This window comes from Streptomyces sp. NPDC050287 (assembly GCF_044459385.1).
In the GTDB taxonomy this organism is placed as follows: Bacteria; Actinomycetota; Actinomycetes; order Streptomycetales; family Streptomycetaceae; genus Streptomyces.
Genome location: NZ_JBITIY010000015.1, coordinates 131,744 through 156,675 on the forward strand (window position 1 = coordinate 131,744; position 24,932 = coordinate 156,675).

The window sequence follows — 24,932 nt, forward strand, 5'->3', positions numbered from 1 at the left end:
CGGCCCCGCGCCCCCGCGCGGGGGGGGCCCCCCCCCGTGTGTGGGGCGCCCCCCCCCCGGCCCCCCCGTTATTGTGCCCCAAAAACCGCCCGGGGGGGGGGCCCCCCCCCGGGGGGCCCCCCCCCCCCCGGCGGCTTTCTGCGCCCTTCGGGGACCTTCCGGACAGCGGGATGCCCAGGGGCCCCCAGCGATCTGGCTGGGGGCCCCTGGGCGTTTCCTGGCTCAGCGGTAGTCCTGGTGCTCGTGGCGCCTGGTGCTCCTGGCGCCCTTACGCCTCGTCCCGGCGCAGTGAGGGCTTGAGGTCCTTGAGCCGGCCGAGCAGGCCGTTGACGAACGAGGGTGACTCGTCCGTGGAGAACTCCTTCGCCAGCTGCACCATCTCGTCGAGCACGACGGCGTCCGGCGTCTCGTCCGCCCAGATCAGCTCGTAGGCGCCCAGGCGCAGGATGTTGCGATCGACGACCGGCATCCGGTCGAGCGTCCAGCCGACCGAGTACTGAGCGAGCAGCTCGTCGATGCGCTTCGCGTGCTGCGCGTAGCCCTCGACGAGCTGCATCGTGTACTCGCTCACGGGCGGCTGCCGGGTGTCGCCCCGGGAGAGCCGGATCCAGTCCGCGAGGACGGTCAGGACGTCGGCGCCGCGCTGGTCGCCCTCGAAGAGGATCTGGAAGGCGCGCTTGCGGGCCGTGTTGCGGGCAGCCACGGTTAGCTGTTCACCCGGCCGAGGTAGTCGCTCGTGCGGGTGTCGACCTTGATCTTCTCACCGGTGGTGATGAAGAGCGGGACCTGGATCTGGTGACCCGTCTCCAGCGTGGCCGGCTTGGTGCCGCCGGTGGAGCGGTCGCCCTGGACACCCGGCTCGGTCTCCTGGACCACGAGCTCGACGGCGGCCGGCAGCTCGACGAAGAGCACTTCGCCCTCGTGCTGCGCGACGGTGGCCGTGAAGCCCTCGATCAGGAAGTTGGCGGCGTCGCCGACGGCCTTGCGGTCGACCATGAGCTGGTCGTAGGTCTCCATGTCCATGAAGACGAAGTACTCGCCGTCCATGTAGGAGAACTGCATGTCGCGCTTGTCAATCGTGGCCGTCTCGACCTTGACGCCGGCGTTGAAGGTCTTGTCGACGACCTTGCCGGACAGCACGTTCTTGAGCTTGGTGCGCACGAAGGCCGGGCCCTTGCCGGGCTTGACGTGCTGGAACTCGACGACGGACCAGAGCTGGCCGCCTTCGAGCTTGAGCACCAGGCCGTTCTTGAGGTCGTTCGTGGAAGCCACGGTTGCGGAATCTCCTGGACTGACGTGGACGACCCCGGCGCACGCACCTGCCTACAGGGCGAGCAGCTCCTTGGTCGTGATGGTGAGTAGCTCGGGTCCGCCGTCCGCCTCGGGGCGGACGACGAGCGTGTCATCGATCCGGACACCGCCCCGGCCCGGGAGGTGGACCCCCGGTTCGACGGTGACCGGCACGCAAGCGTCCAGTTTACCCATGGCCGCGGGACCCAACTGCGGGTCCTCGTCGATTTCCAGTCCCACACCGTGTCCCGTCAGGGCGGGAAGGCTTTCCGCATACCCCGCCGAGTCCAGCACCTGGCGTGCGGCACGGTCCACGTCACGGTGGGCGACACCCGGGGCCAGGGCCTCCCGGCCGGCCCGCTGAGCGGCGAAGACGAGGTCGTACAGCTCGATCTGCCAGTCCGTCGGGGAGGTACCGATGACAAAGGTACGGCCGATCTCGCAGCGGTAGCCGCGGTAGCTCGCGCCCAGGCAGACGGAGAGGAAGTCGCCCTCCTCGACCCGTCGGTCGGTGGGGCGGTGGCCGCGTCTGCCGGAGTTCGGGCCGGTGGCGACGGAGGTCGCGAAGGCGGGGCCGTCGGCGCCGTGGTCGACCAGACGCCGCTCCAGTTCCAGCGCGAGATGGCGTTCGGTGCGGCCGACCAGGATGGATTCGAGCAGCTCCCCCAGCGCCTGGTCGGCGATCTCGGCGCCGATCCTGAGGCAGGAGATCTCCTCCTCGTCCTTCACCACTCTCAACTGCTCCACCGCGCCGCCCAGGTCGGCCAGGCGCAACCGGGGCACCACCGAGCGGATGGCCCGGTGCCGGGCGACGGTGAGGTGGTGCTCCTCGACGGCCAGGGACTCGCCGCCCTGGGCCGCCGCGAGGTCGGCCGCGGCGACGGCGGGATCGCCGCCCGGGCCGGGCAGCCGCTCCACCCGCAGCGCCTCGTCGGGCCGGCCCTCGGCGGGGCGCTCGTCCGGCGGGCCGGGGCACAGCAGCAGGTCCTCGGTCCTGCCGAGGAGCAGGACGGCGCCGTACGGGGCGGTGCCTGCGAGGTAGCGGACGTTGGCGGGGCGGGAGACCAGCGCGGAGGCGCTGCCGCTGGCTTGGCAGCGTTCCCGTAGGCGGGCTCGGCGGGCAGCGTGGACCTCTGACATGACACGAGCGTAGGAGCCCCGCAGGTGGGCCGCCGCTCGAGAGAGGCCGAGTGGGCAGGAGCCGATCGGGGGACGGGATGGGTGCGGCGGTTCTGCCGCCCGCCGGTCCGTGGGACGAGGCACACATCGATCCGGCACCGCGCGCGTTTTTGGAGGTCGGCTACCAGTTCGGCGGGCTCGCCAGCGACCTCGCCAGTACGTCGTCCAGGACCTGGGCCGTCTGGGCCACGTCCAGTTGGGAGTTGTCGATGATGGGCAGACCGGAGCCGTACCAGCCCGCCATACGGCCGTGGATGCGGGCGACCTCCTCGTCGGTGAGGCGGCGGTTGCCGGAGCGTTCGGCGTTGCGCTCCAGGACGATCTCCAGGCCGGGCAGCAGGACGACCGGGAGCAGACCCGGGCCGACGTGACGCTTCCAGCCGCCGAGGCCGACGACCGGGCGGTCGGGGAAGACGGCGTCGTCGAGGATGCACGAGATGCCGTTGGCGAGGAAGTTGCGCGCGGCGAAGCCGCAGGTGCGGCGGGCCAGGCGGTACTGCGCCTCGGAGTGGTCGTTCCACCCGGACTGGGGGTCGGCGAAGCCGGAGCGGACCCACTCGCGGACGTCGTCGAGGCTGATGTGGGCGGTGGGGACCCGGCGGTGGTCCGCCCAGTACTTGGCGACACTGGTCTTGCCGGCGCCCGCGGGGCCGATGAGCAGTACCGCGAGGGTGGTGGCGGCCGGATCGGGGGCGGCCGTGACGGGCGGCGCGCTGGGCATGGCGACGGGGCCGCCGGGCGGCAGGGGCACATGGCCGGTGGCGTCCGGGGCGGGGGGTGCCGGGGCATGCTGGGGGGTGGGGGGTACGGGTGCCGAGGGGGCTCCGGCTCCGGCTCCCGTGAAGCCCGGGGCGGGAGGCGGCGGGGGCACGGGCCCGGCGCCCTGATGTGCGCCCGGCGGGTGGGGCCCCGGGTGATGTGCGGCCGGCGACCAGCCGGTGGCCGGTCCGTGCCCCGGCTGGTGGGGCGGCGGCAGCGGAGAACCCACTGCGTGCTGCATCCGGTGCCACTCCGTCTCGTTCTGTGGGGCTCGGTTCACCTTCGGGGCACTGGAGCCGGTGCCCCGGGACCGACCGTGCTCAGCCCCTCGGGCCTGTGCGCTCGACCTCTCGACCACACCGGCGCGCCCCTTCGGATCCCCTCGCCGCAGGCGATGGGCGCTGTCAGCGGGTGTACCCGCTTTCCCCACTGCCTCAGGGGCGTGGGAGGGTCCCCCACCCGAACGGTACCGCCCCCTGCCGTCGTTTGGTGAAACGGCCGGGGACGGTCCGAAGTGCCCGTGGCGCAAGGCGAATCGGGCGGATGGAGTACGGCGGGATCTACTGGCCCACTTCGCCGTAGGCGGCCAGCAGCACCGCCGGGTCGGGCCCCTCCAGGACGGTGGGCTTGGCCAGCCCGTCCAGGACGATGAACCTCAACAGGTCGCCACGGGACTTCTTGTCGACCTTCATGGTCTCCAGCAGCTTGGGCCACTGGTCGTAGCGGTAGTGCAGCGGCAGCCCGACCGACTCAAGCACCGTACGGTGGCGGTCGGCCGTGGCATCGTCCAACCGGCCCGCCAGGCGGCCGAGTTCGGCGGCGAAGTGCATGCCGACCGACACCGCGGCGCCATGACGCCACTGGTAGCGCTCGTTCTTCTCGATGGCGTGGGCGAGGGTGTGGCCGTAGTTGAGGATCTCCCTGAGGCCCGACTCCTTCAGGTCGGACGAGACCACCTCGGCCTTGACCCGGATCGAGCGCTCGATCAGCTCCGCGGCGTGCGCTCCCGCCGGACTGCGGGCACCCTCCGGGTCGGCCTCGATCAGCTCCAGGATCCTCGGATCGGCGATGAACCCGGCCTTGATGATCTCGGCCAGCCCGGAGACGTAGTCGTTCACCGGGAGGGAGTCCAGCGCCGCCAGGTCGCACAGCACCCCGGCCGGCGGGTGGAAGGAGCCCACCAGGTTCTTGCCCTCGGCGGTGTTGATGCCGGTCTTGCCGCCGACGGCCGCGTCCACCATGGCGAGCACGGTGGTCGGCACGGCGATCCAGCGCACCCCGCGCAGCCAGGTCGCGGCGACGAACCCGGCCAGGTCCGTGGTCGCGCCGCCGCCGACACCCACGACGACGTCGGAGCGGGTGAACCCGGACTGGCCCAGCGCCTTCCAGCAGTAGGCGGCGACCTCCGCGGTCTTGGCCTCCTCCGCGTTCGGCACCTGGATGGCGACGGCCTCGTAGCCCTGCCCGGCCAGATCGGCGCGGAGCGCGTCGCCGGTCTCGGCGAGCGCCTCGGGGTGCACGACGGCGACCCGCTTGACCTTGTCCCCGATCAACCCGCCGAGCTCGCCCAGGAGTTGGCGGCCCACCAGGACCTCGTACGGTTCACTGCCCGCGGTGCCGCCGACCTGGATCCGGGTGACTGCCTCGCTCATGCTTCCTTCAACTCCAGTGCGTCCAGGGCGGCTTGGGTGACCTCTTCGGGCGTACGGCCATCGGTCGCCACGACGGCCGTGGCGACCTCCGTGTACAGGTGCCGGCGCGCCTCCATCAGCTCGCGCCACTGCTTGCGCGGGTTGACGGCCAGCAGCGGGCGGGCGGCGTTCAGGCCGGTGCGCTTGACGGCTTCCTCGACGTCCATGGAGAGGTAGACGACGCGCTTGCCGTCGAGCAGCGCGCGTGTGTCCGCGTCCAGGATCGCGCCGCCGCCCAGCGCGAGGACGCCGTCGTGCTCGGCGAGCGCCGTCCGCACGGCCCGCTTCTCGATGGCGCGGAAGGCCGGCTCGCCCTCGTCGACGAAGATCTCCGCGATGGTCCGGCCCTGCTCGGCGACGATGTCGTCGTCACTGTCCCGGTAGCTCACGCCGAGCCGCTCGGCGAGCAGTTGTCCGACAGTGGACTTGCCCACCCCCATCGGGCCCACCAGCACGATCAGAGGCACCGCGCTCACCGGACCACCAGGTTGTCGAGGTAGGACCGCACGTTGCGGCGGGTCTCGGGCACGCTGTCGCCGCCGAACTTCTCCGCCACCGCGTCCGCGAGGACCAGTGCGACCATCGCCTCGGCCACGATCCCGGCCGCCGGGACCGCGGACACGTCGGAGCGCTGGTGGTGGGCCTGAGCGGCCTCACCGGTGACCACGTCCACGGTCTGCAGGGCGCGCGGCACGGTCGCGATCGGCTTCATCGCGGCGCGTACCCGCAGCAGTTCGCCCGTGCTCAGGCCGCCCTCGGTGCCGCCGGACCGGCCGGAGACCCGCCGGATGCCCTCGCCCGTCCGCACGATCTCGTCGTGCGCCTTCGAGCCGGGCACCCGCGCCAGTTCGAACCCGTCGCCGACCTCGACACCCTTGATCGCCTGGATGCCCATGAGGGCACCGGCCAGCCGTGCGTCCAGCTTGCGGTCCCAGTGCACATGTGAGCCCAGGCCCACGGGAACGCCGTAGGCCAGGATCTCGACGACACCGCCGAGGGTGTCGCCGTCCTTGTGGGCCTGGTCGATCTCCGCGACCATCGCCTTCGAGGCGTCCGCGTCCAGGCAGCGCACCGGGTCCGCGTCCAGCTTCTCGACGTCCGCCGGGGTGGGGTACACACCCCGCGGGGCCTTGGCGGAGGCCAGTTCGACGACGTGGCTGACGATCTCGATGCCGGCCGTCTCCTTCAGGTACGAACGGGCGACCGCGCCCAGCGCCACCCGGGCCGCCGTCTCCCGGGCGGAGGCCCGCTCCAGGATCGGCCGGGCCTCGTCGAAGCCGTACTTCTGCATACCGGCCAGGTCCGCGTGGCCGGGCCGCGGGCGGGTCAGCGGGGCGTTGCGGGCCAGGCCGGCGAGGATCTCCGGGTCGACGGGGTCGGCCGCCATGACCTGCTCCCACTTCGGCCATTCGGTGTTGCCCACCATGATCGCGACCGGGGAGCCGAGGGTGAGGCCGTGCCGCACACCGCCGATGAAGGTGACCTCGTCGCGCTCGAACTTCATGCGCGCACCGCGGCCATAGCCGAGCCGGCGCCGGGCCAGGTGGTCCGCCACCATCTCCGTGGTGATCGGCACGCCGGCGGGAAGGCCCTCCAGCGTCGCCACGAGTGCGGGACCATGGGACTCCCCCGCGGTCAGCCAGCGCAACCTGCTCAACGGTGCTCCTCAGTGCTCGCGCCCCGGTACTGCCCGCCGCACGCTCGTCCTCGCGTACGGCAACGGCGCGACCAGGTGCGCGGCCCCGGCCCGCCACCTCTGATCCTCCCACGTCCGGGCCCGGGACCCGGCCGCCGGTCCACAAGGCGGACGGAGCACCGCCGTCTTCGACGGGGGCCGGGCGGCTCCTAGGGCCTGTTGCGAAAGTGGCCTCGTCGCCCGGAGGGCGGCCGCGCGGCGTCCGGTGCGTGCTCTGGGGGTCCCCCCGGCCGAAGGCTGGGGGAGTGCCGCCCGGAAGCCCTCGTACTGGGCGTACTCGGGCTTTCGGGCGGTGCGGCGAGAGTGCGTGCCGGGCGTCGCGCGGCAGAGGCCACTTTCGCAACAGGCCCTAGCGGGCGGCGAGCGCGTGTTCGCCGGCCTTGCGCATGGCGTCCAGCGGAGCCGGTGCGCGCCCCGTCATCTGCTCCACCTGCAGCACCGCCTGGTGCACCAGCAGGTCGAGTCCGCTGACCACCGCCCCGCCGTACGCCGACCAGCGGGCCGCGAGCTCGGTCGGCCACGGGTCGTAGAGCACGTCGAAGAGGGTGGCGGGGCGTTCCGGCACGGCAAAGGAGAGCGCGTCGGTCGTCCCGGCGGGGGTGGTGGCGATGACGAGCGGGGCGCGCAGGGCCTCGGCGGCGTCCGCCCAGTCGGCCGTCCGGACCTCGACGTCGAGCCGCTCCCCCCACTGCCGCATCTCGGCGGCGCGGGCCTCGCTGCGGACGTAGGCGACGACCTCGCCGGTGCAGACGCGGGCCAGCGCGGCGAGCGCGGAGGAGGCGGTGGCGCCGGCGCCGAGGATCGCCGCCGAGTCGACCTGCTCGATGCCGTGTTCCCTGAGGGCGGCGACGATGCCGGGGATGTCGGTGTTGTCGCCGATGCGGCGGCCGTCATCGGTGAACACCACGGTGTTGACCGTGTCGACCGAGGCCGCCGTCTCGCTGATCCCGTCGAGCAGCGGAATGACGGCCCGCTTCAGCGGCATGGTCACCGACAGTCCGGCCCACTCCGGGCCGAGCTGCGCGAAGAACCCCGGCAGCGCGGCCTCGTCCAGCTCGAACCGGTCGTACGACCAGCCGGTGAGGCCCAGTTCCGCGTAGGCGGCGCGGTGCAGCGCCGGGGAGAGGGAGTGGGCGATGGGCTTGCCGAGCACGGCGGCCCGGCGGGCGTCAGTTGCCCGTGCTGGCATCGAACTTGTCCTTGAGCCTCTGGAATTCCGCGAAGGTCTTGGCGAATTCCGTCTTGTTCACACCATCGGTCGCCACGAAGTAGAGCCATCCGTCGTCGGTCGGATCCAGCGCCGCCTTCATCGCGTCGTCACCGGGGTTTCCGATCGGTCCGGGCGGCAGGCCCCGCTGCGTGTAGGTGTTGTACGGGTCCATGTTGCTGTTGATCTCGGACTCGCTGATGTGGATTTTGCTCTCGTTCTTCAGGTAATTGAAGGTCGAGTCGAACTGGAGCTTCTGGTTGGTCTGCGTGTTCGTCGGCTTGAGGCGGTTGTAGACCACCTCGGCCATCTTGCGGAAGTCCTCGGTGGTCTTGCCCTCGGCCTGGACGAGGCTGCCGACCGTGACGAGCTGCAGCGGATTCTCCAGGTCGAGCGCCTTGGCCTTGCCGGCCAGACCGTACCCTTCGTACTTCTTCGCGGCCTGGGTGACCATATCCTTGAGGATCGTTTCGGGCTTCATGCCCTTGGCGGCGGCATAGGTTCCCGGGTAGAGGAACCCTTCCAACGGATCCTTTATCTTGCTGTTGTCGTTCGCCCAGTCCGGAAGTCCGAGGCTCCCGTATTTCTTCTCGGCGATCTTCCGGGTGGTGCCGGACGACAACTCGAGCTTGGCGTCGATCGCCTTGTAGACGCTGATATTGCGCTCTCCGGGCTTGACCAGCACATTGTTCTGGCTCTCGGGGTCGAGCATCATCTGGACGGCGCTTTCGGCGGACATCTGCTTCTTCAGGAGGTAGGCACCCGCCTGGATCCTGTCGCCGTCGGGATTCTTCGACTGCGCGGAGACGAAGGCGTCGACACTCTTGACGACCCCCGCTTCCTTGAGCTTCTGACCGATCGTCGATCCGAAGGCGCCCTTGGGGATGACGACGGTCACCAACTGGCTCGTACCGTCCCCCGCGTAGTCCGGAGCCGCGGCGAAACGATTTTGGTAGTACTGGTACCCGAAATATCCGACAGTGCCCACGCCGCCGCCGAACACCAGCACGACCACCAGACAGGCGCATCCATTGCGGCGTTTCTTCTCCTTGCCGCCCTTGTCCCGCCGGTCGCCGCGTCCACGGCGGTCCCCCGGCTCGTCGTCATCGCCGTCCTCGTCATCGTCGCCGCCCGCGAAGAAGGCGTGTTCACCCTGGTCCGGGCCGGGATCCCAGTCGGTCTGCGGCGGCGCGGGCTCGGCCTGACGGCGGGCTGGCGGCTCCGGGGGCGGGTAGGCGTCCTGGGTGCCGTACTGGTCGGGCTGCTCCCCGCCGTACGCCAGGTTCTGCTGCCCGTACGGGTCGGACGGGTCGGTGTACTGGACGTGCCCGTGCGTGCCGGAAGCCCAGCCGCCGTTGTCGTACTGCTGCTGGTGCTGTTGATGCTGCTGGTTGTACTGGTGCTGGTCCGGGTACTGCTGCTGCTCGTACTGCGGGTCGTATTGCCGCTGGTCGTGCTGCTGCTGGTAGTGCTGCTGCCCGTACTGCTGCTCTTGGTCGTGCTGCTGCTGGTAGTGCTGCTGCTCGCCGTACTGCTGCTGCTCGTGCTGCTGCGCCTGACCGTATGCGGGCTGCTGGCCGTCGCCCCAGCTTCCGTGGTCGTACTGCGGCTGCTGCGGGTGCTGCTCCGGATAGTGCTGCGGCTGGCCGCCGTAGGAGGACTGCCCGCCCGGGTGGGCCTGCTGTCCTTCCCATCCGCCGTCCCCGTACAACGGGTCCTCCGGATGCCACGGTTCGGAGCCTTCGCCCCGGCCATACTCAGTCATCGATCCCCTAGAGCCGCGAGGCGGCGGTCGCGTGTCTACGGCCCGGCTACCGTTCCGCCTCTCTTTGTGCGGTGGCTGTTCGAATGCCTCCGCATCGCGCGGAACGTTACCGTATCGCGATCAGAGGCCCACTTCGACGCCCTCGCCGGGTGCTTTACCTGACACTCGTTCGGATTCCAGCGCCTGTTGAAGGATGATCACGGCCGCTGCCTGGTCGATGACCGATCTGCCCTTCTTGGATTTCACCCCAGAGGCGCGCAGTCCCTGACTGGCCGTCACGGTCGTCATCCGCTCGTCGAGGAGTCTCACCGGGACCGGGGCGATGCCCTTCGCGAGCTCCTGGGCGAAGCCGCGAACCTTTACCGCAGCCGGGCCCTCGCCCCCCTTGAGGGAGCGGGGAAGGCCGACGACGACCTCGATCGGCTCGTACTCCTCGACCAGTTGCTTCAGCCTGCGGTGGGCTGCCGGGAGGTCGCGCCCGGGGACCGTCTCCACCGGAGTGGCGAGGATCCCGTCGGGGTCGCACGAGGCGACCCCGATACGGGCGTCCCCGACGTCGATCGCGAGTCGACGTCCTCTGCGCATCTCTTCAGCCTTACTTCGCCGTCTCGGCCACGAGGCGTTCGACAGCGTCGACGGCCTCGCCGAGGGCGGCCGGGTTCTGGCCGCCGCCCTGGGCGAGGTCCGGCTTGCCGCCACCGCCGCCACCGAGGGTCTTGGCGGCCGTACGGACCAGGTCACCGGCCTTGAGGCCGCGCTCGCGGGCGGCCTCGTTGGTGGCGATGACCGTCAGCGGCTTGCCGTTGTTGACCGTGAACAGGGCGACCACCGCGGCTCGTCCGCCCTGGATGCGGCCGCGCACGTCGAGCACCAGCTTGCGCAGGTCGTCGGGCGTGGTGCCGTCCGGGACCTGCCCGGTGACAAGTGCGACGCCCTGCACGTCCTTGGCGGACTCGGCGAGGCCGCCGGCGGCCTGGAGGACCTTCTCGGCCCGGAACTTCTCGATCTCCTTCTCGGCGTCCTTCAGCTTGCCGAGCATGGCGGAGACCTTCTCCGGGAGCTCTTCGGGACGGCCCTTGATCAGCTCCTGGAGCTGGGCGACGACCGTGTGCTCACGGGCCAGGAAGCTGTAGGCGTCCACACCGACGAGAGCCTCGATACGGCGCACACCCGAGCCGATGGACGACTCGCCGAGCAGCTTCACCAGGCCGAGCTGGGCGGTGTTGTGCACATGCGTGCCGCCGCACAGCTCCTTGGAGAAGTCGCCGATGGTGACGACCCTCACACGCTCACCGTACTTCTCGCCGAACTCGGCGATGGCGCCCTGCTTCCTCGCCTCGTCGATGCCCATGACATCGGCGCGGACGTCGAGGTCACGGGCGAGCACCTCGTTGATCTTCTGCTCGACGTCGGTCATCACGGCCGTCGGAACGGCGGACGGCGAACCGAAGTCGAAGCGGAAGCGGCCGGGCTGGTTCTCGGAACCGGCCTGGGCGGCCGTCGGGCCGAGGGCGTCGCGCAGGGCCTGGTGGGTGAGGTGGGTGGCCGAGTGGGCGCGGGCGATGGCCGTGCGGCGGCGGTTGTCGATGGCGGCATGAGCCTTGGCACCGACGGTGACCTCACCGACCTGGACGACACCCTTGTGGACGTAGACGCCCGGGACCGGCTTCTGGCAGTCGCGGACCTCGATCACGGCACCGGAGTCCACCTTGATACGGCCGGTGTCGCCGATCTGCCCGCCGCCCTCGGCGTAGAAGGGCGTGCGGTCGAGGACGATCTCGACCTCGTCGCCCTCGGTGGCGGCCGGGGAGGAGACGCCGTCGACGAGGATGCCGACGACCGTGGACTCACCCTCGGTGTCCGAGTAGCCGATGAAGTCGGTCTCTCCGGCGGTGTCGGCGATCTCGCGGTAGGCACCGAGGTCGGCGTGGCCGGTCTTCTTGGACCGGGCATCGGCCTTGGCGCGCTCCCGCTGCTCCTTCATCAGGCGCCGGAAGCCCTCCTCGTCCACGGAGACGCCCTGTTCGGCGGCCATCTCCAGGGTGAGGTCGATCGGGAAGCCCCAGGTGTCGTGGAGCAGGAAGGCCTTGTCGCCGGGCAGGACGGCGCCGCCGGCCTGCTTGGTCTCGGTGACGGCGGTGTCGAGGATGTTGGTGCCGGCCTTCAGCGTCTTGAGGAAGGCGTTCTCCTCGGCGACGGCGACCTTCTCGATGCGCTCGCGGTCGGTGACCAGCTCCGGGTACTGCTGGCCCATCATCTCGATCACGACGTCGACGAGGTCCTTGACGACCGGACCGGTGGCACCGAGCAGGCGCATGTTGCGGATGGCGCGGCGCATGATGCGGCGCAGGACGTAGCCGCGGCCCTCGTTACCGGGGCTCACGCCGTCACCGATGAGCATCACGGAGGTGCGCATGTGGTCGGTGACCACGCGCAGGGAGACGTCCGACTCGTGGGCCTCGCCGTACTCGACGCCGGTCAGCTCGGTGGCCTTCTTGATGACGGCCATCGAGGTGTCGATCTCGTACATGTTCTGCACGCCCTGCAGAATCATGGCGAGGCGCTCCAGGCCGAGGCCCGTGTCGATGTTCTTGCTCGGCAGGTCGCCGAGGATCTCGAAGTCCTCCTTGCCGGTGCCCTCGCCACGCTCGTACTGCATGAAGACGAGGTTCCAGATCTCCACGTACCGCTCGTCGTTGACGGCGGGGCCGCCCTCGACGCCGAACTCGGGGCCGCGGTCGTAGTTGATCTCGGAGCACGGGCCGCAGGGACCCGGGACGCCCATGGACCAGAAGTTGGGCCCCATCCCGAGGCGCTGGATGCGCTCCTTGGGCACGCCGACGACCTCGTGCCAGATGCGCTCGGCCTCGTCGTCGTCCTGGTAGACGGTGATCCAGAGCTTCTCCGGCTCCAGGCCGTAACCACCCTTGTCCTGGGGCGAGGTGAGCAGCTCCCAGGCGTACGTGATGGCGCCTTCCTTGAAGTAGTCACCGAAGGAGAAGTTGCCGCACATCTGGAAGAAGGTGCCGTGCCGCGTGGTCTTGCCGACCTCTTCGATGTCGGGCGTGCGGACGCACTTCTGCACGCTGGTGGCGCGCGCGAACGGAGGCTTGACCTCACCCAGGAAGTAGGGCTTGAAGGGCACCATGCCGGCCGGGACGAGGAGCAGAGTCGGGTCGTCCGCGATGAGCGACGCCGAAGGGACGACGGTGTGACCGCGCTCCTCGAAGAAGCTCAACCAGCGGCGGCGGATTTCAGCCGACTCCATCAGTGGTCCTCATTCCGGTTGTACGAATACGTCGTCCTGTCGTTGTCGACGGACTTCAGGCTGTTGCGGTTCTCGATGGCGGCGTACCGCCGGGGGGAGGGCAGCTCCGGGTTCTCGTTGATCCCGAGGGCGTCGCCCAGCTCGGCCTCGCGCTGGGCCATGTTGTCGCGGACGTCGAGTGCGAAGCCCACCGCGCGGTCCTTGAGACGGTGACCGGCGTCGATCGCCTTGTTCGCGGCGCTCACTGCCAGGTTCTCGGGCGTCAGCTGCCTCAGCTTGCGGTTGACCTTGGTGGTGGCCCACACACCGGCGGCGACGCCCGAGGTGAACCAGAAGGTACGGCGGAACATCGCTGGCTCTCAGTCCTTCTTTTTGCGGAGGTCTCGCTTGTCCCGCCGAGAGACCGTGCGGCCCACGATCACGGTACGCCGGGGTGCTTTGACGGGCACGTCGTCCTTGCGGCCGCCGAGGGCCCGGCGCACGCCGTAACCGAAGGCGGCGACCTTGACCAGGGGGCCGCCGAAGGTGGAGGCGACGGTGGTCGACAGCGCCGAGGCGTTCGACGTGACTTCCTGGACGTCCGACGCGATCGCGTCCACCCGGTCGATCTGGGTCTGCGCGGAGCGCACCGCCGCGGAGGCGTCGGCCAGCAGCGGGACGGCCTGATCGGTCACGTCCGCCACGAGCTTGGTGGTCGCCCTGAGCGTCTGGGCCAGCCTCGCCAGCGCGACGGCGAGGAAGGAGACCAGGATCGCCCAGAAGACGGCCACCAGGATCCCGGCCACCTCTCCACCGGACACTGTGTGCACCCGCTCCCTGAAACGTGCCTGCGTATCGAAAAAGTCGTATGCCGAGCCTATCGCGCCGGGGGTGGGGCTCAGTACCGGATTACCTCCCGCGCGCGGGAGAGTGACGCCCAGGAATTGTACGGACCGAACACAGCTCAGTACGCTCCGTGTCCCATGTGCGATCACCAGTCCGGCAGTACCCCGGTCAACGGCAATCTCCCCCTGGAGCTCACCGCGTTCGTGGGCCGCTCGGCCGAACTCTCCACACTGACACGGGCGCTCCACGCCTCGCGGCTGGTGACCGTCACCGGGGGCGGCGGGATCGGCAAGTCCCGGCTGGCGGCGCGCGCGGCGGCCCGGTCGGTGCCCCGGGACGGCGTGTGGCGGGTGGAACTGGCGCCGGTGCGCGATCCGGCGTTCGTGGACTTCGCGGTGGTGGAGGCGCTCGGGCTCACGGATCACACCACCCGCGCGCCCTGCGAGACGCTGCTCGCACATCTCGCCGACCGTGAACTCCTGCTGCTCCTCGACGGGTTCGAGCACCTGGTGGACGCGTGCGCCTCGCTGGTGACCGAACTGCTGGGCCGAGCGCCCGGGCTCCGGGTGCTCGCCGTGGGGCGCCGGCCGCTGGAGGTGGCCGGTGAGTGCGTGGTGCCGCTGGGTCCGCTCGACGTGGACGAGGCGGTCGAGCTGTTCGCGGACCGGGCCGCCCGGCAGGGGATCGCGCTCCGGGACCATCCCGAGGTACGGGAGCTGTGCCGGCGCCTCGACGGCATCCCGCTGGCGGTCGAGCTGGCCGCGGGGCGGCTGCGCGCGCTGTCCCCCGGGCAGTTACTCGAGCGCCTGGACGACCGGTTCGGGCTGCTGACCGGGGGGAGCCGGGACGCGCTCCCCCGTCATCGGACGCTGCGCACGGCGATCGGCTGGAGCCACGAACTGTGCACGCGCGAGGAGCGGTTGCTGTGGTCGCGGCTGTCGGTGTTCGCCGGGCGGTTCGACCTGGAGGCCGCCGAGTACGTGTGCAGCGGCAACGGGCTGCACTGCAACGACGTCCTGGCCGTACTGACGGAACTGCTCGCCCAGTCCGTGGTCACCCGCGAGGAGACCGCGACGGGCGTGCGTTACCGCATGCTGGACACGGTCCGTGCGTACGGCGCCGACTGGCTGGAGGCGACCGGTGACGCGGCCCGGCTGCGGCGGCGGCACCGCGACTGGTACATGGGCCTCGCGACCTCGTGCGAGCTGGACTGGTTCTCCCCGCGCCAGCTCGAGGTGGCCGCTCGTGTGGCGGCGGAGCTGCCGAACCTGCGGCTGGCCCTGGAGCACTGCCTGACCGAGCCGGACGGGGCCCGTCTGGGCCAGTACCTCGCGGGCTCCCTGTGGTTCTGCTGGGTCGGCTGCGGCCGGCTCGCGGAGGGACGGCGCTGGCTGGAACAGGCGGTGCGTCTGGAGTCGGAGCATCCACAGCCCCGGCTGAAGGCGCTGTGGGTGCTCGGCTATGTGGCGATCCTGCAGGGCGACACGGTGCCCGCGCTGGCGGCGCTGCAGGAGTGCCGGGAGGAGGCGGAGCGGGTCGCGAGCGCCACGGGGGCGGCGTACGCCGAGCACCGTACGGGCTGTCTGGCTCTGGTGACGGGCGACATGGCGCGCGCGGAGACGCTGCTGCGCTCGGCGCTGGCGCGCTACCAGGAGATCGGCGAACTCAACAGCAATGTGCTGATGGCCCAGGTCGAGCTCGCGATGACCCGGGCGGTCCAGGGCGATCTGCCGGACGCGGTGCGGCTGTGCGAGGACGTGCGCCGGGTCTGCGACGACCACGGCGAGCGCTGGGCGCGCGGCTACGCGCTGTACGTCCTGGCGTACGCCGCCTGGAGCGGGGGCGACCCGGCGCGCGCCCGCGAGCTGCTGTGCGACTGCCTGGGCAGCGCGCACGCCTTCCACGATCTGCTCGGCTCGGTGCTGTCGATCGAACTGCTGGCCCTGGTCACGGTCACGGACGGCGACCCGGCGGAGGCCGCCGTTCTGCAAGGGGCGGCGGGAGCCCTGTGGCCCTCGGTGGGCCTGCCGCTGTTCGGCTCGGCCCACTACAACGCCCCGCACGAGCTGTGCGAGGCGATGGCCCGGGAGCAGCTGGGCGACGAGCGGTACGAGGAGTGCGTACGGCAGGGCGCCCGGCTCGGCCGGGAGGCCTCGGTGGACCGGGCGCTGAACGGAGCGCCGGAGCCGTCCCTGGAGGCGCTGCCGGCGCCGCGCGGGCCGGTGCGGCGTGCCGCGGCGAGCCGTGACACGCACGAGCCCGCCGCCTCGCCCACCCGGAAGGGCGGCGAGACGGCGGGCTGAGACGCGGGTGGTGCTACGTCCGCCGCTGGGTGATCAGCGGGCGTAGTACTCGACGACGAGCTGCTCGTCGCAGATCACCGGGATCTCCTTGCGGTTCGGCTCGCGGTCCAGGCGGAAGGCCAGGGCGCGGAGGTTCACCTGGAGGTAGCGCGGGGTCTCGCCGTCGGGGGCGAAGCCGCCCTCGCGGGCGATCGAGAAGAGGGTCTTCTCGCGGCTGCGCTCACGGACCATCACGACGTCGTCGGGCTTGACGCGGAAGGACGGCTTGTCGACCTTCTGGCCGTTGACCTCGATGTGGCCGTGGACGACCATCTGGCGGGCCTGGTAGATCGTGCGGGCGATGCCCGAACGCAGGACCAGCGCGTCGAGACGGCGCTCGAGCTCGATGATCAGGGCCTCACCGGTCTTGCCCTGAACCTTGGAGGCACGCTCGTAGGCGCGGACGAGCTGACGCTCGGACACGTCGTACTGCGCGCGCAGACGCTGCTTCTCCAGCAGACGGACCTTGTAGTCCGAGTTCTGCTTGCGGCCACGGCCGTGCTCACCCGGGGGGTAGGGACGGGCCTCGAAGTACTTGACGGCCTTCGGGGTCAGCGCGATACCGAGGGCACGCGACTTCTTGACCTTGGGGCGGGACTGGTTCGGCATGAACCAAACACCTCGTGTTTCTGATGCGAATACGGCTTCACCAGGGTTAGGGGAGGTCGCATCCGCAGCCGGGGAAACCCCGCCGGTCCACTGGGGACCTGCTGGGCAGCCGCTCCCTGGTCTGGGCACAACGTGCAGCACGCGAGTGGCCCACCGGCCTTTCCCGGAACTCCGGGTGGTGGTGGGCTGCCCGCGACACCGTTCGACGGTGCGCGACGCTCCTGGAGATCCTGGCGGACCAGGTCTCCGGCTGGATGTCCCGCTCTGGTGAGCCGGTTCCTCTTCAAGGGGCCGGACACGGGACGCAGCACTTCGGGCGAGTCTACAGGGTGCTCAGGACCCCTTGCGACCGAGGTGTTTGCGGGTCCACTCCACGGCGTCCGCGTATCTCGCCTCGGCGCCGTGCCGGGTGGGTTCGTAGTACGCGCGGTCCTTGATGGCGTCCGGGGCGTACTGCTGGGCGGCGATGCCCTCCGGCAGGTCGTGCGGGTACACGTACCCCTGGGCGTGCCCGAGTTTGGCGGCGCCCTTGTAGTGCCCGTCGCGCAGGTGGGGCGGCACGGGGCCGGCCAGTCCCTTGCGTACGTCCTCCATGGCGGCGCCGATCGCCGTCGTCGCCGCGTTGGACTTGGGGGCCAGGGCGAGGGCGATGGTGGCGTGGCTGAGGGTGAGGGCGGCCTCAGGGAATCCGATCATGGCGACGGCCTGGGCGGCGGCGACCGCGATCGGCAGGGCGTTCGGGTCGGCGAGGCCGATGTCCTCGCTGGCGGAGATCATCAGGCGGCGGGCGATGAAGCGGGGGTCCTCGCCGGCCTCGATCATGCGGGCCAGGTAGTGCAGGGCCGCGTCGACGTCGGAGCCGCGGATGGACTTGATGAGGGCGCTGGCCACGTCGTAGTGCTGGTCGCCGTCGCGGTCGTACTTCACGGCGGCCCGGTCGACCGTCTCCTCCAGGGTCTGCAGGCTCACCTCCGCCTCGCCCTTGTCGAGGGTGGCGCCGGCGGCGGCCTCCAGGGCGGTCAGAGCGCGGCGGGCGTCGCCGCCGGCGATCCGCAGCAGGTGTTCCTCGGTGTCCTCGGGGAGGGTGACGGTGTCCCCCAGGCCGCGCACGTCGGTGAGGGCGCGGCGCAGGAGTCCGCGCACGTCGTCGTCCGTGAGCGGTTCGAGGGTGAGCAGGAGGGAGCGGGACAACAGGGGGGAGATCACCGAGAAGTACGGGTTCTCGGTGGTCGCCGCGATCAGGGTCACCCAGCGGTTCTCGACGGCCGGCAGCAGGGAGTCCTGCTGTGCCTTGCTGAAGCGGTGGATCTCGTCGAGGAAGAGGACGGTCTCCTTGCCGAAGCCGCCGGTGGCGCGGCGGGCTCCGTCGATGACCGCGCGGACCTCCTTGACGCCGGCGGTGATCGCCGAGAGTTCCACGAAGCGCTTGTTGGTGGCCTTGGAGACGACGTACGCCAGGGTCGTCTTCCCGGTGCCGGGCGGGCCCCAGAGGATCACCGAGGACGGGCCGGCCGGGCCGCCCGACCCCTCGCCGACCAGTCTGCGCAGGGGTGAGCCCGGCTTCAGGAGGTGCTGCTGGCCCACGACCTCGTCGAGGGTGCGCGGGCGCATCCGGACGGCCAGCGGGCTGGCGGCCGGGTCCTTCTCCTGGCGTTCTTCGGCTGCGGCGGTGAACAGGTCGGGCTCCACACCGAAAACCCTATGTCACCGCACTGACAATCCGGCCGGGGCCGTCGGACGGCCCGGATCGCGGGCGCTCGACGGCCCGGATCGCGGGCGGCCAACGGTCCGGATCCCGGGCCGTCAGCTGGTCCAGAAGTCCCACCAGCGGGTCAGGATCAGCATGCCGATGATCCCGATGTGCAGGACCGGCATGACCCAGGTGAACTCACCGAAGAAACTCTTCAGCCAGCGCGGGGCGGGCAGGAAGTCGTTGCGGATGTTGAACGACGTGACGTACCAGAACATGACGATCGTGGCGACCCAGGCAAGCGAGCACCACAGGCACAGCGCGTTGATCCGGTACAGCGACTGGAACATCAGCCAGGCGCAGAAACCGACGCCGAAGAGGGTGCCGGCGTTGAAGGTGAGCCAGTACCAGCGCGGGAAGCGGGCCCGGGCCAGCAGGCTCATGCCGACGCAGATCACGATGCCGTAGCAGACCAGGCCGAGCATCGGGTTGGGGAACCCGAAGGCGGCGGCCTGCTTGCTCTCCATGACGCTGCCGCAGGAGACGACGGGGTTCAGGCTGCAGCCGGGCGTGAAGGTCTTGCCCTCGACCTTGGCCTCGAGCAGCTTGAACTTGTCGATCGTGATGACCCACGCGGCGAGCAGACCCGCCGCGCCGGTGATCACCAGCAGCAGGGCGAACGCGCGACTGCCGCCCACCGTCCGGGGCGCGGCGTCGGCTGATGCCGACGACGGCTCGGGCTCGGTGGAGACGTCTTTGACTCGGGTCTTGCTCATCACGCCGATTCCGTCTGCTCGAGAGTTCGGACCTTCTTCGGGCATCGGCCATTGTGCCGCACCCGGGCGCGTGTCCACCGTTCGGTGGACATAAGGAAGTACGCACGGTCGTCCCGGAACGCTCGGTTCCGGGCCCAAGCTCGAACACATGACAGCAGACGCGAAAGAACTCGCGGTGGACGTACGGGGGCTGCGCAAGCAGTACGGCGACGTGGTCGCGGTCGACGGCATCGACCTCGGCATCCACCAGGGTGAGGTGTTCGGCCTGCTCGGGCCCAATGGGGCGGGCAAGAGCACGACGGTGGAGATCCTCCAGGGCAACCGGGACCGGGACGCCGGCGAAGTGTCCGTCCTCGGGGCGGATCCGGCGCGCGGCACGCGCGCGTGGCGCTCACGTGTCGGAATCGTCTGGCAGGACGAATCCGCGCCCGCGGAGTTGACGGTCGACGAGACCGTGCGGCACTTCGCCCGCTACTACCCGAGGCCACGCGACCCGGAGGAGGTCATCGGCCTGGTCGGTCTTCAGGCCAAGGCGGGCAGCCGGATCAAGGCGCTGTCCGGCGGGCAGCGCCGGCGTCTCGACGTGGCGCTAGGCGTGATCGGCGATCCCGAACTGCTGCTTCTGGACGAGCCGACGACGGGCTTCGACCCGGCGGCCCGCCGCCAGTTCTGGGACCTGATCCGCAAGCTGGCCGACGAGGGCACGACGATCCTGCTCACCACCCACTACCTGGAGGAGGCCGAGGCGCTCGCCGACCGGCTGGCCGTGATCGTCAAGGGCCAGGTCGTCGCCGAGGGCGAGCCCACCGCGCTACGGGAGCGGTACGGCACCGGGGCCACCGTCGAGTGGACCGAGCCGGACGGCTCCCCGCGCGCGGAGCGGACGGAGACGCCCACCCGGACGGTCGCCGAGCTGATGCGCCGCTTCGACGGCGAGATCCCGGGGCTGCGGGTCGGCCGCCCCACGCTGGAGGACGTCTACCTTCGGCTGACCGGGCAGGAGGACGCACGATGACCACGACCGCCGTACGACAGCCTCGTGAACCTCGCACAGACGCGTCCGGCGAGCGGCTGCCCGGGGCCTGGGTCCTCGGGGCGCGGCGGGGCGCCCTGGAGATCAAGCAGTTCTTCCGGCAGCGCGACCAGGTGGTGTTCACCTTCGCCTTCCCGGTGGTGTTCCTGTTCCTGTTCGCGTCGATCTTCCGCGACGACGTCCAGGGCGCCGGCATCACCGCCTCGCAGCTGTACGTCCCGGCGATGATGGCCGCCGGCATCATGTCGACGAGCTTCCAGTCCCTCGGCATCTCCATCGCGATCGAACGGGACGAGAAGGTGCTGCGCCGGCTGCGCGGCACACCGATGCCGCCGGCCGCGTACTTCCTCGGCAAGATCTGGCTGGTTCTGGTCACCGGACTGCTGGAGACGGCGATCCTGCTGGGCGTCGGCACCACGCTCTACGACGTCGAACTGCCGTCGGACGCGGGCCGCTGGTTCGACTTCGCCTGGATCTTCCTCCTCGGGCTGACGGCGTGCGCGCTGCTCGGGATCGCGATCAGCTCGGTCCCGAAGTCGGGCAAGAGCGCGAGTTCCGTGGTCGTCCTCCCCTTCCTGGTGCTGCAGTTCATCTCCGGGGTGTACATCGCGATCGACACGATTCCCGACTGGATGCTCAACATCGGCGCCCTGTTCCCGCTGAAGTGGATGTGCCAGGGGCTGCGCGGGGTGTTCCTGCCGGATTCGGCGCGGATCCTGGAGCAGACGGGAGGCTGGGAGTACGGCCGGATCGCCCTGGTGCTCGGGGCGTGGTGCGTCGGAGGATTGCTGCTGTGCCTGCTGACCTTCCGGTGGAAGAACCGGCGCGACGGGTGAGTGCCCCGGACGACGACGCTGTCGGCGCCTACACCTGGGCGCGGTCGTTCCGGATCTGGGACACGTACTTCGCGTTGATCTGGCTGGCCACCCTGGTGTCCGTACTCAGTACGGACCATCCGGGGCGGCCGGTCAGGATCGTCGCGGCGGTGCTCCTCGTCCTTCTGGTCCCCCTGTTCGTGTCGGTGGGGCGGCCTCTCCTGCGGGGCGATCCGCCCGAGGAACGGCGGGCGCTCCGCTACCTCGTGGCGGCCATGACACTTTTCCTGCCGTCCGCGATCCTCGTGGGCGAGACCCGGCTGATGACGTTCGCGCTCGTCCCCCAGTGCTTCATGACACTGCGGATGCGGCCGGCGCTGCTGGCGGTGACGGTCATCAGCCTCGCCCCGGTCGCGGGCTGGGCGCTGGTCTGGTGGCCGAGCGATCATGAGGTCTTCCTCAACGGGCTGTTCGCGGTGGTCTCCCTGGCCTTCTCGGTGGCCGTCGGCGGCTGGGTCATACGGATCATCGAGCAGAGCCAGGAGCGGGCCGCGCTGATCGCGGAACTGGACGCGAGCCGTCACGAGGTCTCCCGGCTGTCGGCGGCGCACGGCGCGCTGGCCGAGCGGGAGCGGATGGCGCGGGAGATCCACGACACGCTCGCGCAGGGCTTCACCAGCCTGCTGATGCTGATCCAGGCCGTGGAGGCGGAACTCGACCACGACGTGCCGCAGGCCCGCCGCCACCTCGCGCTGATGGACGAGACCGCCCGGCAGAACCTCGCCGAAGCGCGTGCCCTGGTCGCCGGAGGCGCACCCGCCGACCTCGACGGAGCCTCTCTGCCGGACGCGCTGCGCCGCCTGGCCGCCCGCCACGAGGCGAGCCTCGACGTCACGGGCAGCGTACGTCCGCTGCCCGCCGGCCCCGAGGTGGTGGCCCTGCGCGCCTGCCAGGAAGCACTGACCAACGCCCGTAAGCATGCGGGCAGTTCGCTCGCGGTCGGCATCTGTCTCGCGTACACCGACGACGCCCTGACGGTGTCCGTACGGGACGACGGCTGCGGCTTCGACCCGGAGGCCGTCACCGGCGGCTACGGTCTGGCGGGACTGCGCGCCCGGGCCACCGAGGCCGGCGGCACGGCCGAGGTGCGCAGCGTCCCCGGCGACGGCACGACGGTGACCGTCCGCCTGCCCGTACCGTCCCCGAGGAGCACATGGTGATCCGGATCATCCTGGCCGACGACCATCCCGTCGTACGGGAAGGTCTGCGGGCGATGCTGAGCGCCGAGCCGGACCTGGAGGTGGTCGCCGACGCGTCCAGCGGCCCGCAGGCGGAGACGATGGCGGCCGAACTCCGCCCCGACATCGTGCTGATGGACCTGCGGATGCCGGGCGGCGGGGGCGTGGCCTCGATCGCACGGATGAGCCAGGCGGGGCTGCCCTGCCGGGTGATCGTCCTGACGACGTACGAGACGGACCGGGACATTCTGCGGGCGGTCGAGGCAGGGGCGGCGGGCTATCTGCTCAAGGACCTGCCGCGCGGCGAACTGGCTCAGGCGGTACGGGCCGCGGCGCGCGGCGAGACCGTACTGGCCCCGTCGGTGGCGGCCCGCCTGGTCGACCAGCTCCGCACCAAGCCGGAACGCCCCCGCCTGTCGGAGCGCGAGACGGCCGTGCTCCGCCTGGTCGCCGAGGGTTGCACGAACGCCGAGATAGGCCGCCGGTTGTTCATCGGGGAGTCGACGGTGAAGACCCATCTGCTGCGGGCCTTCGGCAAGTTGGGCGTGGACGACCGCACGGCGGCGGTGACGAGCGCGATGCGGTTCGGTTTGCTCGACTGAGTTTTCCTCGCCCCGGGGGGAACAGCCCCCGGGGCGAAAAACCCTCGCGCCCGCGGCCTCAGCCCAGCCTCGACTCCAGTTCCGCGACGATCTCGTTCACGCCGATCGCCGTCTGTTCACCGGACTCCATGTCCTTGAGCTGGACGACGCCCTCGGCGAGGTCGCGTTCGCCGGCGACGATCGTGTAGCGGGCACCGCTGCGGTTGGCGTTCTTCATCGCGCCCTTGAGGCCCTTGGCCCCGTAGGAGAAGTCCGCCGCGACCCCCTGCTTGCGCAGCTCGGTGACCTTCGCGAACAGGACGCGGCGGGCCTCCTCGCCCAGCGGCACCGCGAACACACTGGTGGCGGAGGGGAGTTCGAGCTCGACGCCCTCCGCCTCCAGGGCGAGGACCGTGCGGTCGACGCCCAGTGCCCAGCCGACGGACGGCAGCGCGGGGCCGCCGATCATCTCGGACAGGCCGTCGTAGCGTCCGCCGCCGCCCACCGCCGACTGGGAGCCCAGACCGTCGTGGACGAACTCGAAGGTGGTACGGGTGTAGTAGTCCAGGCCGCGCACCAGCTTCGGGTCGTCCTCGAAGGCCACGCCCGCCGCGGTGATCAGCTCGCGCACCTCCTCGTGGTACGCCTTGCACGCGTCGCAGAGGTAGTCGCGCAGCAGCGGGGCGTCGGTCAGCTGCTTCTGGACGTCCGGGCGCTTGTCGTCCAGGACGCGCAGCGGGTTGATGTCCGCGCGGCGAAGCGTCTCCTCGTCCAGGTCCAGGCTCCGCAGGAAGTTCTGCAGCGCCTCCCGGTACACCGGGCGGCACTCCTTGTCGCCCAGGGAGTTCAGCAGGATCCGGAAGTTCCTGAGGCCCAGCGAGCGGTACGCCTGGTCGGCCAGGATGATCAGCTCGGCGTCGAGGGCCGGGTCCTCAGCGCCGATCGCCTCCGCGCCGACCTGGGAGAAGTGCCGGTAGCGGCCCTTCTGGGGGCGCTCGTAGCGGTAGTACGAGCCGGAGTACCAGAGCTTGACGGGGAGGTTGCCCGCCTTGTGCAGGTTGGCCTCCAGCGCGGCGCGCAGCACGGAGGCCGTGCCCTCGGGGCGCAGGGCCAGCCGGTCGCCGCCCTTGGTCTCGAAGGCGTACATCTCCTTCGTCACGATGTCGGTCGACTCACCGACCCCGCGCGCGAAGAGCTCCACGCTCTCGAAGCCCGGCGTCTCGATGTAGCCGTAGCCGGAGGTGCGCAGCGGCGCGGCGATCGCCTCACGGACCGCCAGGTACGTCGCGGAGTCCGGCGGGATCAGGTCGTACGTGCCCTTGGGGGCCTTGAAGGTGCTCACGGGAGGTATCTCGTCACATTCCTCGTCGGGGAGCCTCAGCAGCGCCGCGCTCCTGGCGGCCTGCGGCCACCTGCCGCAGATACGGGTTGGTGGCGCGCTCCTGGCCGATGGTCGTCTGGGGGCCGTGGCCGGACAGCACCACGGTCGAGTCGTCGAGCGGCAGGCACACGCGGGCCAGCGAGTCGAGCATCTCGGCCATGTCACCGCCGGGCAGGTCGGTGCGTCCGATGGAGCCGGCGAAGAGCAGATCGCCCGAGAAGAACACCGACGGGATGTCCGCCGCCTCGGGCATCTGGAAGGTCACCGACCCCTTGGTATGGCCGGGTGCGTGCGCGACCGAGAACGTCAGCCCCGCGAGGTCCAGCTCGGCACCGTCGGTCAGCTCCTTGACGTCGTCCGGCTCCCCCACCGTCAGCTCGCCCATCAGTTGCGTCCCGATGGAACGGCCGAGACCCATCGACGGGTCGCTCATCATGTACCGGTCCTCGGGGTGGATCCACGCCGGTACGCCGTGCGCGCCGCACACCGGGACGACCGAGGCCACGTGGTCGATGTGGCCGTGGGTGAGGACGACGGCGACGGGCTTGAGCCGATGCTTCTTCAGCGTCTCCTCGACTCCCTCGGCGGCCTGGTGGCCGGGGTCGATGATCACGCACTCCTCACCGGCGGCGGGGGCGACGAGATAACAGTTCGTCCCCCAGGCCCCGGCGGGGAACCCGGCAATGAGCACGATCGTCCTTCGTTGTGTCGATTCGGGTGGGCTTCAAAGCGGTTACACCTGTGGTCAGAGCCTACCGGCGCTGCCGATTCCTCAGCCAACCCATAT

At 70.7% G+C, this 24,932-nt stretch carries 23 protein-coding genes; 5 read left to right on the plus strand and 18 right to left on the minus strand.

Annotated elements, in window-relative coordinates; translation table 11 throughout:
- Positions 1-268: 268 nt before the first annotated feature.
- The 13 genes from nusB to ACIBK3_RS38395 all read right to left on the minus strand — a co-directional run bounded on the left by nusB (position 269) and on the right by ACIBK3_RS38395 (position 13,664).
- A complete protein-coding gene (nusB, locus tag ACIBK3_RS38335; protein ID WP_030670776.1) occupies positions 269-703 on the minus strand; it encodes a transcription antitermination factor NusB in 435 nt (144 codons plus the stop codon).
- A gap of 2 nt (positions 704-705) precedes the next feature.
- Complete coding sequence (efp, locus tag ACIBK3_RS38340; protein WP_030670773.1) at positions 706-1,272, minus strand: elongation factor P; 567 nt, start codon at positions 1,270-1,272, stop codon at positions 706-708.
- Between the two features lie 51 nt (positions 1,273-1,323).
- Complete coding sequence (locus tag ACIBK3_RS38345; RefSeq protein WP_399372517.1) at positions 1,324-2,430, minus strand: aminopeptidase P family protein; 1,107 nt, start codon at positions 2,428-2,430, stop codon at positions 1,324-1,326.
- A gap of 160 nt (positions 2,431-2,590) precedes the next feature.
- A complete protein-coding gene (locus tag ACIBK3_RS38350; protein WP_399372518.1) occupies positions 2,591-3,469 on the minus strand; it encodes a Pro-rich N-terminal domain-containing protein in 879 nt (292 codons plus the stop codon).
- A gap of 319 nt (positions 3,470-3,788) precedes the next feature.
- Entirely contained in the window at positions 3,789-4,880 is a 1,092-nt protein-coding gene (gene aroB, locus ACIBK3_RS38355; protein ID WP_399372519.1) for a 3-dehydroquinate synthase, read from the minus strand.
- A complete protein-coding gene (locus tag ACIBK3_RS38360; protein ID WP_399372651.1) occupies positions 4,877-5,359 on the minus strand; it encodes a shikimate kinase in 483 nt (160 codons plus the stop codon). Before ACIBK3_RS38360 ends, aroB begins: the two co-directional genes overlap by 4 nt.
- A gap of 32 nt (positions 5,360-5,391) precedes the next feature.
- Positions 5,392-6,576: a chorismate synthase gene (gene aroC, locus ACIBK3_RS38365; RefSeq protein ID WP_399372521.1), complete on the minus strand. Its 1,185-nt coding sequence runs from the start codon at positions 6,574-6,576 to the stop codon at positions 5,392-5,394.
- A gap of 388 nt (positions 6,577-6,964) precedes the next feature.
- Positions 6,965-7,804 (minus strand): shikimate dehydrogenase, encoded by an 840-nt coding sequence (locus ACIBK3_RS38370; RefSeq protein ID WP_399372522.1) that lies wholly within the window; start codon positions 7,802-7,804, stop codon positions 6,965-6,967.
- Positions 7,785-9,587: an endolytic transglycosylase MltG gene (gene mltG, locus ACIBK3_RS38375; protein WP_399372523.1), complete on the minus strand. Its 1,803-nt coding sequence runs from the start codon at positions 9,585-9,587 to the stop codon at positions 7,785-7,787. Before mltG ends, ACIBK3_RS38370 begins: the two co-directional genes overlap by 20 nt.
- 120 nt (positions 9,588-9,707) lie before the next feature.
- Positions 9,708-10,172: a Holliday junction resolvase RuvX gene (gene ruvX / locus ACIBK3_RS38380; protein WP_399372525.1), complete on the minus strand. Its 465-nt coding sequence runs from the start codon at positions 10,170-10,172 to the stop codon at positions 9,708-9,710.
- Positions 10,173-10,182: 10 nt separating this feature from the next.
- Complete coding sequence (alaS, locus tag ACIBK3_RS38385; RefSeq protein ID WP_399372526.1) at positions 10,183-12,855, minus strand: alanine--tRNA ligase; 2,673 nt, start codon at positions 12,853-12,855, stop codon at positions 10,183-10,185.
- A complete protein-coding gene (locus ACIBK3_RS38390) occupies positions 12,855-13,205 on the minus strand; it encodes a hypothetical protein (protein WP_399372527.1) in 351 nt (116 codons plus the stop codon). Before ACIBK3_RS38390 ends, alaS begins: the two co-directional genes overlap by 1 nt.
- Before the next feature lie 9 nt (positions 13,206-13,214).
- Positions 13,215-13,664: a DUF948 domain-containing protein gene (locus ACIBK3_RS38395; RefSeq protein WP_399372528.1), complete on the minus strand. Its 450-nt coding sequence runs from the start codon at positions 13,662-13,664 to the stop codon at positions 13,215-13,217.
- A gap of 153 nt (positions 13,665-13,817) precedes the next feature.
- Between ACIBK3_RS38395 and ACIBK3_RS38400 the strand changes: the two genes are divergently transcribed.
- Complete coding sequence (locus ACIBK3_RS38400) at positions 13,818-15,983, plus strand: ATP-binding protein (RefSeq protein ID WP_399372529.1); 2,166 nt, start codon at positions 13,818-13,820, stop codon at positions 15,981-15,983.
- 33 nt (positions 15,984-16,016) lie between these two features.
- Here ACIBK3_RS38400 and rpsD read toward each other — a convergent pair whose 3' ends face one another.
- The 3 genes from rpsD to ACIBK3_RS38415 all read right to left on the minus strand — a co-directional run bounded on the left by rpsD (position 16,017) and on the right by ACIBK3_RS38415 (position 19,097).
- The gene (rpsD, locus tag ACIBK3_RS38405; RefSeq protein ID WP_030670738.1) at positions 16,017-16,631 is read right to left on the minus strand and encodes a 30S ribosomal protein S4; all 615 of its coding nucleotides are present in this window, start codon (positions 16,629-16,631) and stop codon (positions 16,017-16,019) included.
- A gap of 333 nt (positions 16,632-16,964) precedes the next feature.
- Positions 16,965-18,320, minus strand: a complete 1,356-nt coding sequence (locus ACIBK3_RS38410) for a replication-associated recombination protein A (RefSeq protein WP_399372530.1) — start codon at positions 18,318-18,320, stop codon at positions 16,965-16,967.
- Positions 18,321-18,434: 114 nt separating this feature from the next.
- Entirely contained in the window at positions 18,435-19,097 is a 663-nt protein-coding gene (locus ACIBK3_RS38415) for a vitamin K epoxide reductase family protein (protein WP_399372531.1), read from the minus strand.
- Between the two features lie 148 nt (positions 19,098-19,245).
- Between ACIBK3_RS38415 and ACIBK3_RS38420 the strand changes: the two genes are divergently transcribed.
- Genes ACIBK3_RS38420 through ACIBK3_RS38435 form a run of 4 tightly spaced genes read left to right on the plus strand, consistent with a single transcriptional unit; the run spans position 19,246 to position 22,785 of the window.
- A complete protein-coding gene (locus ACIBK3_RS38420; RefSeq protein WP_399372533.1) occupies positions 19,246-20,112 on the plus strand; it encodes an ABC transporter ATP-binding protein in 867 nt (288 codons plus the stop codon).
- Positions 20,109-20,966: an ABC transporter permease gene (locus ACIBK3_RS38425; protein WP_399372534.1), complete on the plus strand. Its 858-nt coding sequence runs from the start codon at positions 20,109-20,111 to the stop codon at positions 20,964-20,966. The genes ACIBK3_RS38420 and ACIBK3_RS38425 overlap by 4 nt, the downstream gene beginning before the upstream one ends.
- On the plus strand, positions 20,924-22,165 hold the full coding sequence (locus ACIBK3_RS38430; RefSeq protein WP_399372536.1) for a sensor histidine kinase: 1,242 nt from the start codon (positions 20,924-20,926) through the stop codon (positions 22,163-22,165). Before ACIBK3_RS38425 ends, ACIBK3_RS38430 begins: the two co-directional genes overlap by 43 nt.
- Positions 22,162-22,785 carry a response regulator gene (locus tag ACIBK3_RS38435; protein WP_399372652.1) on the plus strand — a complete coding sequence of 208 codons (624 nt, stop codon included), beginning with the start codon at positions 22,162-22,164 and terminating at the stop codon, positions 22,783-22,785. Before ACIBK3_RS38430 ends, ACIBK3_RS38435 begins: the two co-directional genes overlap by 4 nt.
- Positions 22,786-22,843: 58 nt before the next feature.
- Here ACIBK3_RS38435 and hisS read toward each other — a convergent pair whose 3' ends face one another.
- Both hisS and ACIBK3_RS38445 read right to left on the minus strand, forming a co-directional pair.
- Positions 22,844-24,106 (minus strand): histidine--tRNA ligase, encoded by a 1,263-nt coding sequence (gene hisS / locus ACIBK3_RS38440; RefSeq protein WP_399372538.1) that lies wholly within the window; start codon positions 24,104-24,106, stop codon positions 22,844-22,846.
- Positions 24,107-24,119: 13 nt separating this feature from the next.
- Positions 24,120-24,836 carry an MBL fold metallo-hydrolase gene (locus ACIBK3_RS38445; RefSeq protein ID WP_399372540.1) on the minus strand — a complete coding sequence of 239 codons (717 nt, stop codon included), beginning with the start codon at positions 24,834-24,836 and terminating at the stop codon, positions 24,120-24,122.
- Positions 24,837-24,932 lie beyond the last annotated feature (96 nt).

Coding starts and splice junctions, on each gene's coding strand:
- ACIBK3_RS38420 (WP_399372533.1), top strand. CDS start 19,246: ATGACAGCAGACGCGAAAGAACTCGCGGTGGACGTACGGGGGCTGCGC.
- alaS (WP_399372526.1), bottom strand. CDS start 12,855: ATGGAGTCGGCTGAAATCCGCCGCCGCTGGTTGAGCTTCTTCGAGGAG.
- ACIBK3_RS38350 (WP_399372518.1), bottom strand. CDS start 3,469: ATGCAGCACGCAGTGGGTTCTCCGCTGCCGCCGCCCCACCAGCCGGGG.
- ruvX (WP_399372525.1), bottom strand. CDS start 10,172: ATGCGCAGAGGACGTCGACTCGCGATCGACGTCGGGGACGCCCGTATC.
- mltG (WP_399372523.1), bottom strand. CDS start 9,587: ATGACTGAGTATGGCCGGGGCGAAGGCTCCGAACCGTGGCATCCGGAG.
- aroB (WP_399372519.1), bottom strand. CDS start 4,880: ATGAGCGAGGCAGTCACCCGGATCCAGGTCGGCGGCACCGCGGGCAGT.
- ACIBK3_RS38400 (WP_399372529.1), top strand. CDS start 13,818: ATGTGCGATCACCAGTCCGGCAGTACCCCGGTCAACGGCAATCTCCCC.
- rpsD (WP_030670738.1), bottom strand. CDS start 16,631: ATGCCGAACCAGTCCCGCCCCAAGGTCAAGAAGTCGCGTGCCCTCGGT.
- ACIBK3_RS38360 (WP_399372651.1), bottom strand. CDS start 5,359: ATGGGGGTGGGCAAGTCCACTGTCGGACAACTGCTCGCCGAGCGGCTC.
- ACIBK3_RS38390 (WP_399372527.1), bottom strand. CDS start 13,205: ATGTTCCGCCGTACCTTCTGGTTCACCTCGGGCGTCGCCGCCGGTGTG.
- ACIBK3_RS38425 (WP_399372534.1), top strand. CDS start 20,109: ATGACCACGACCGCCGTACGACAGCCTCGTGAACCTCGCACAGACGCG.
- ACIBK3_RS38345 (WP_399372517.1), bottom strand. CDS start 2,430: ATGTCAGAGGTCCACGCTGCCCGCCGAGCCCGCCTACGGGAACGCTGC.
- ACIBK3_RS38370 (WP_399372522.1), bottom strand. CDS start 7,804: ATGCCAGCACGGGCAACTGACGCCCGCCGGGCCGCCGTGCTCGGCAAG.
- ACIBK3_RS38415 (WP_399372531.1), bottom strand. CDS start 19,097: ATGAGCAAGACCCGAGTCAAAGACGTCTCCACCGAGCCCGAGCCGTCG.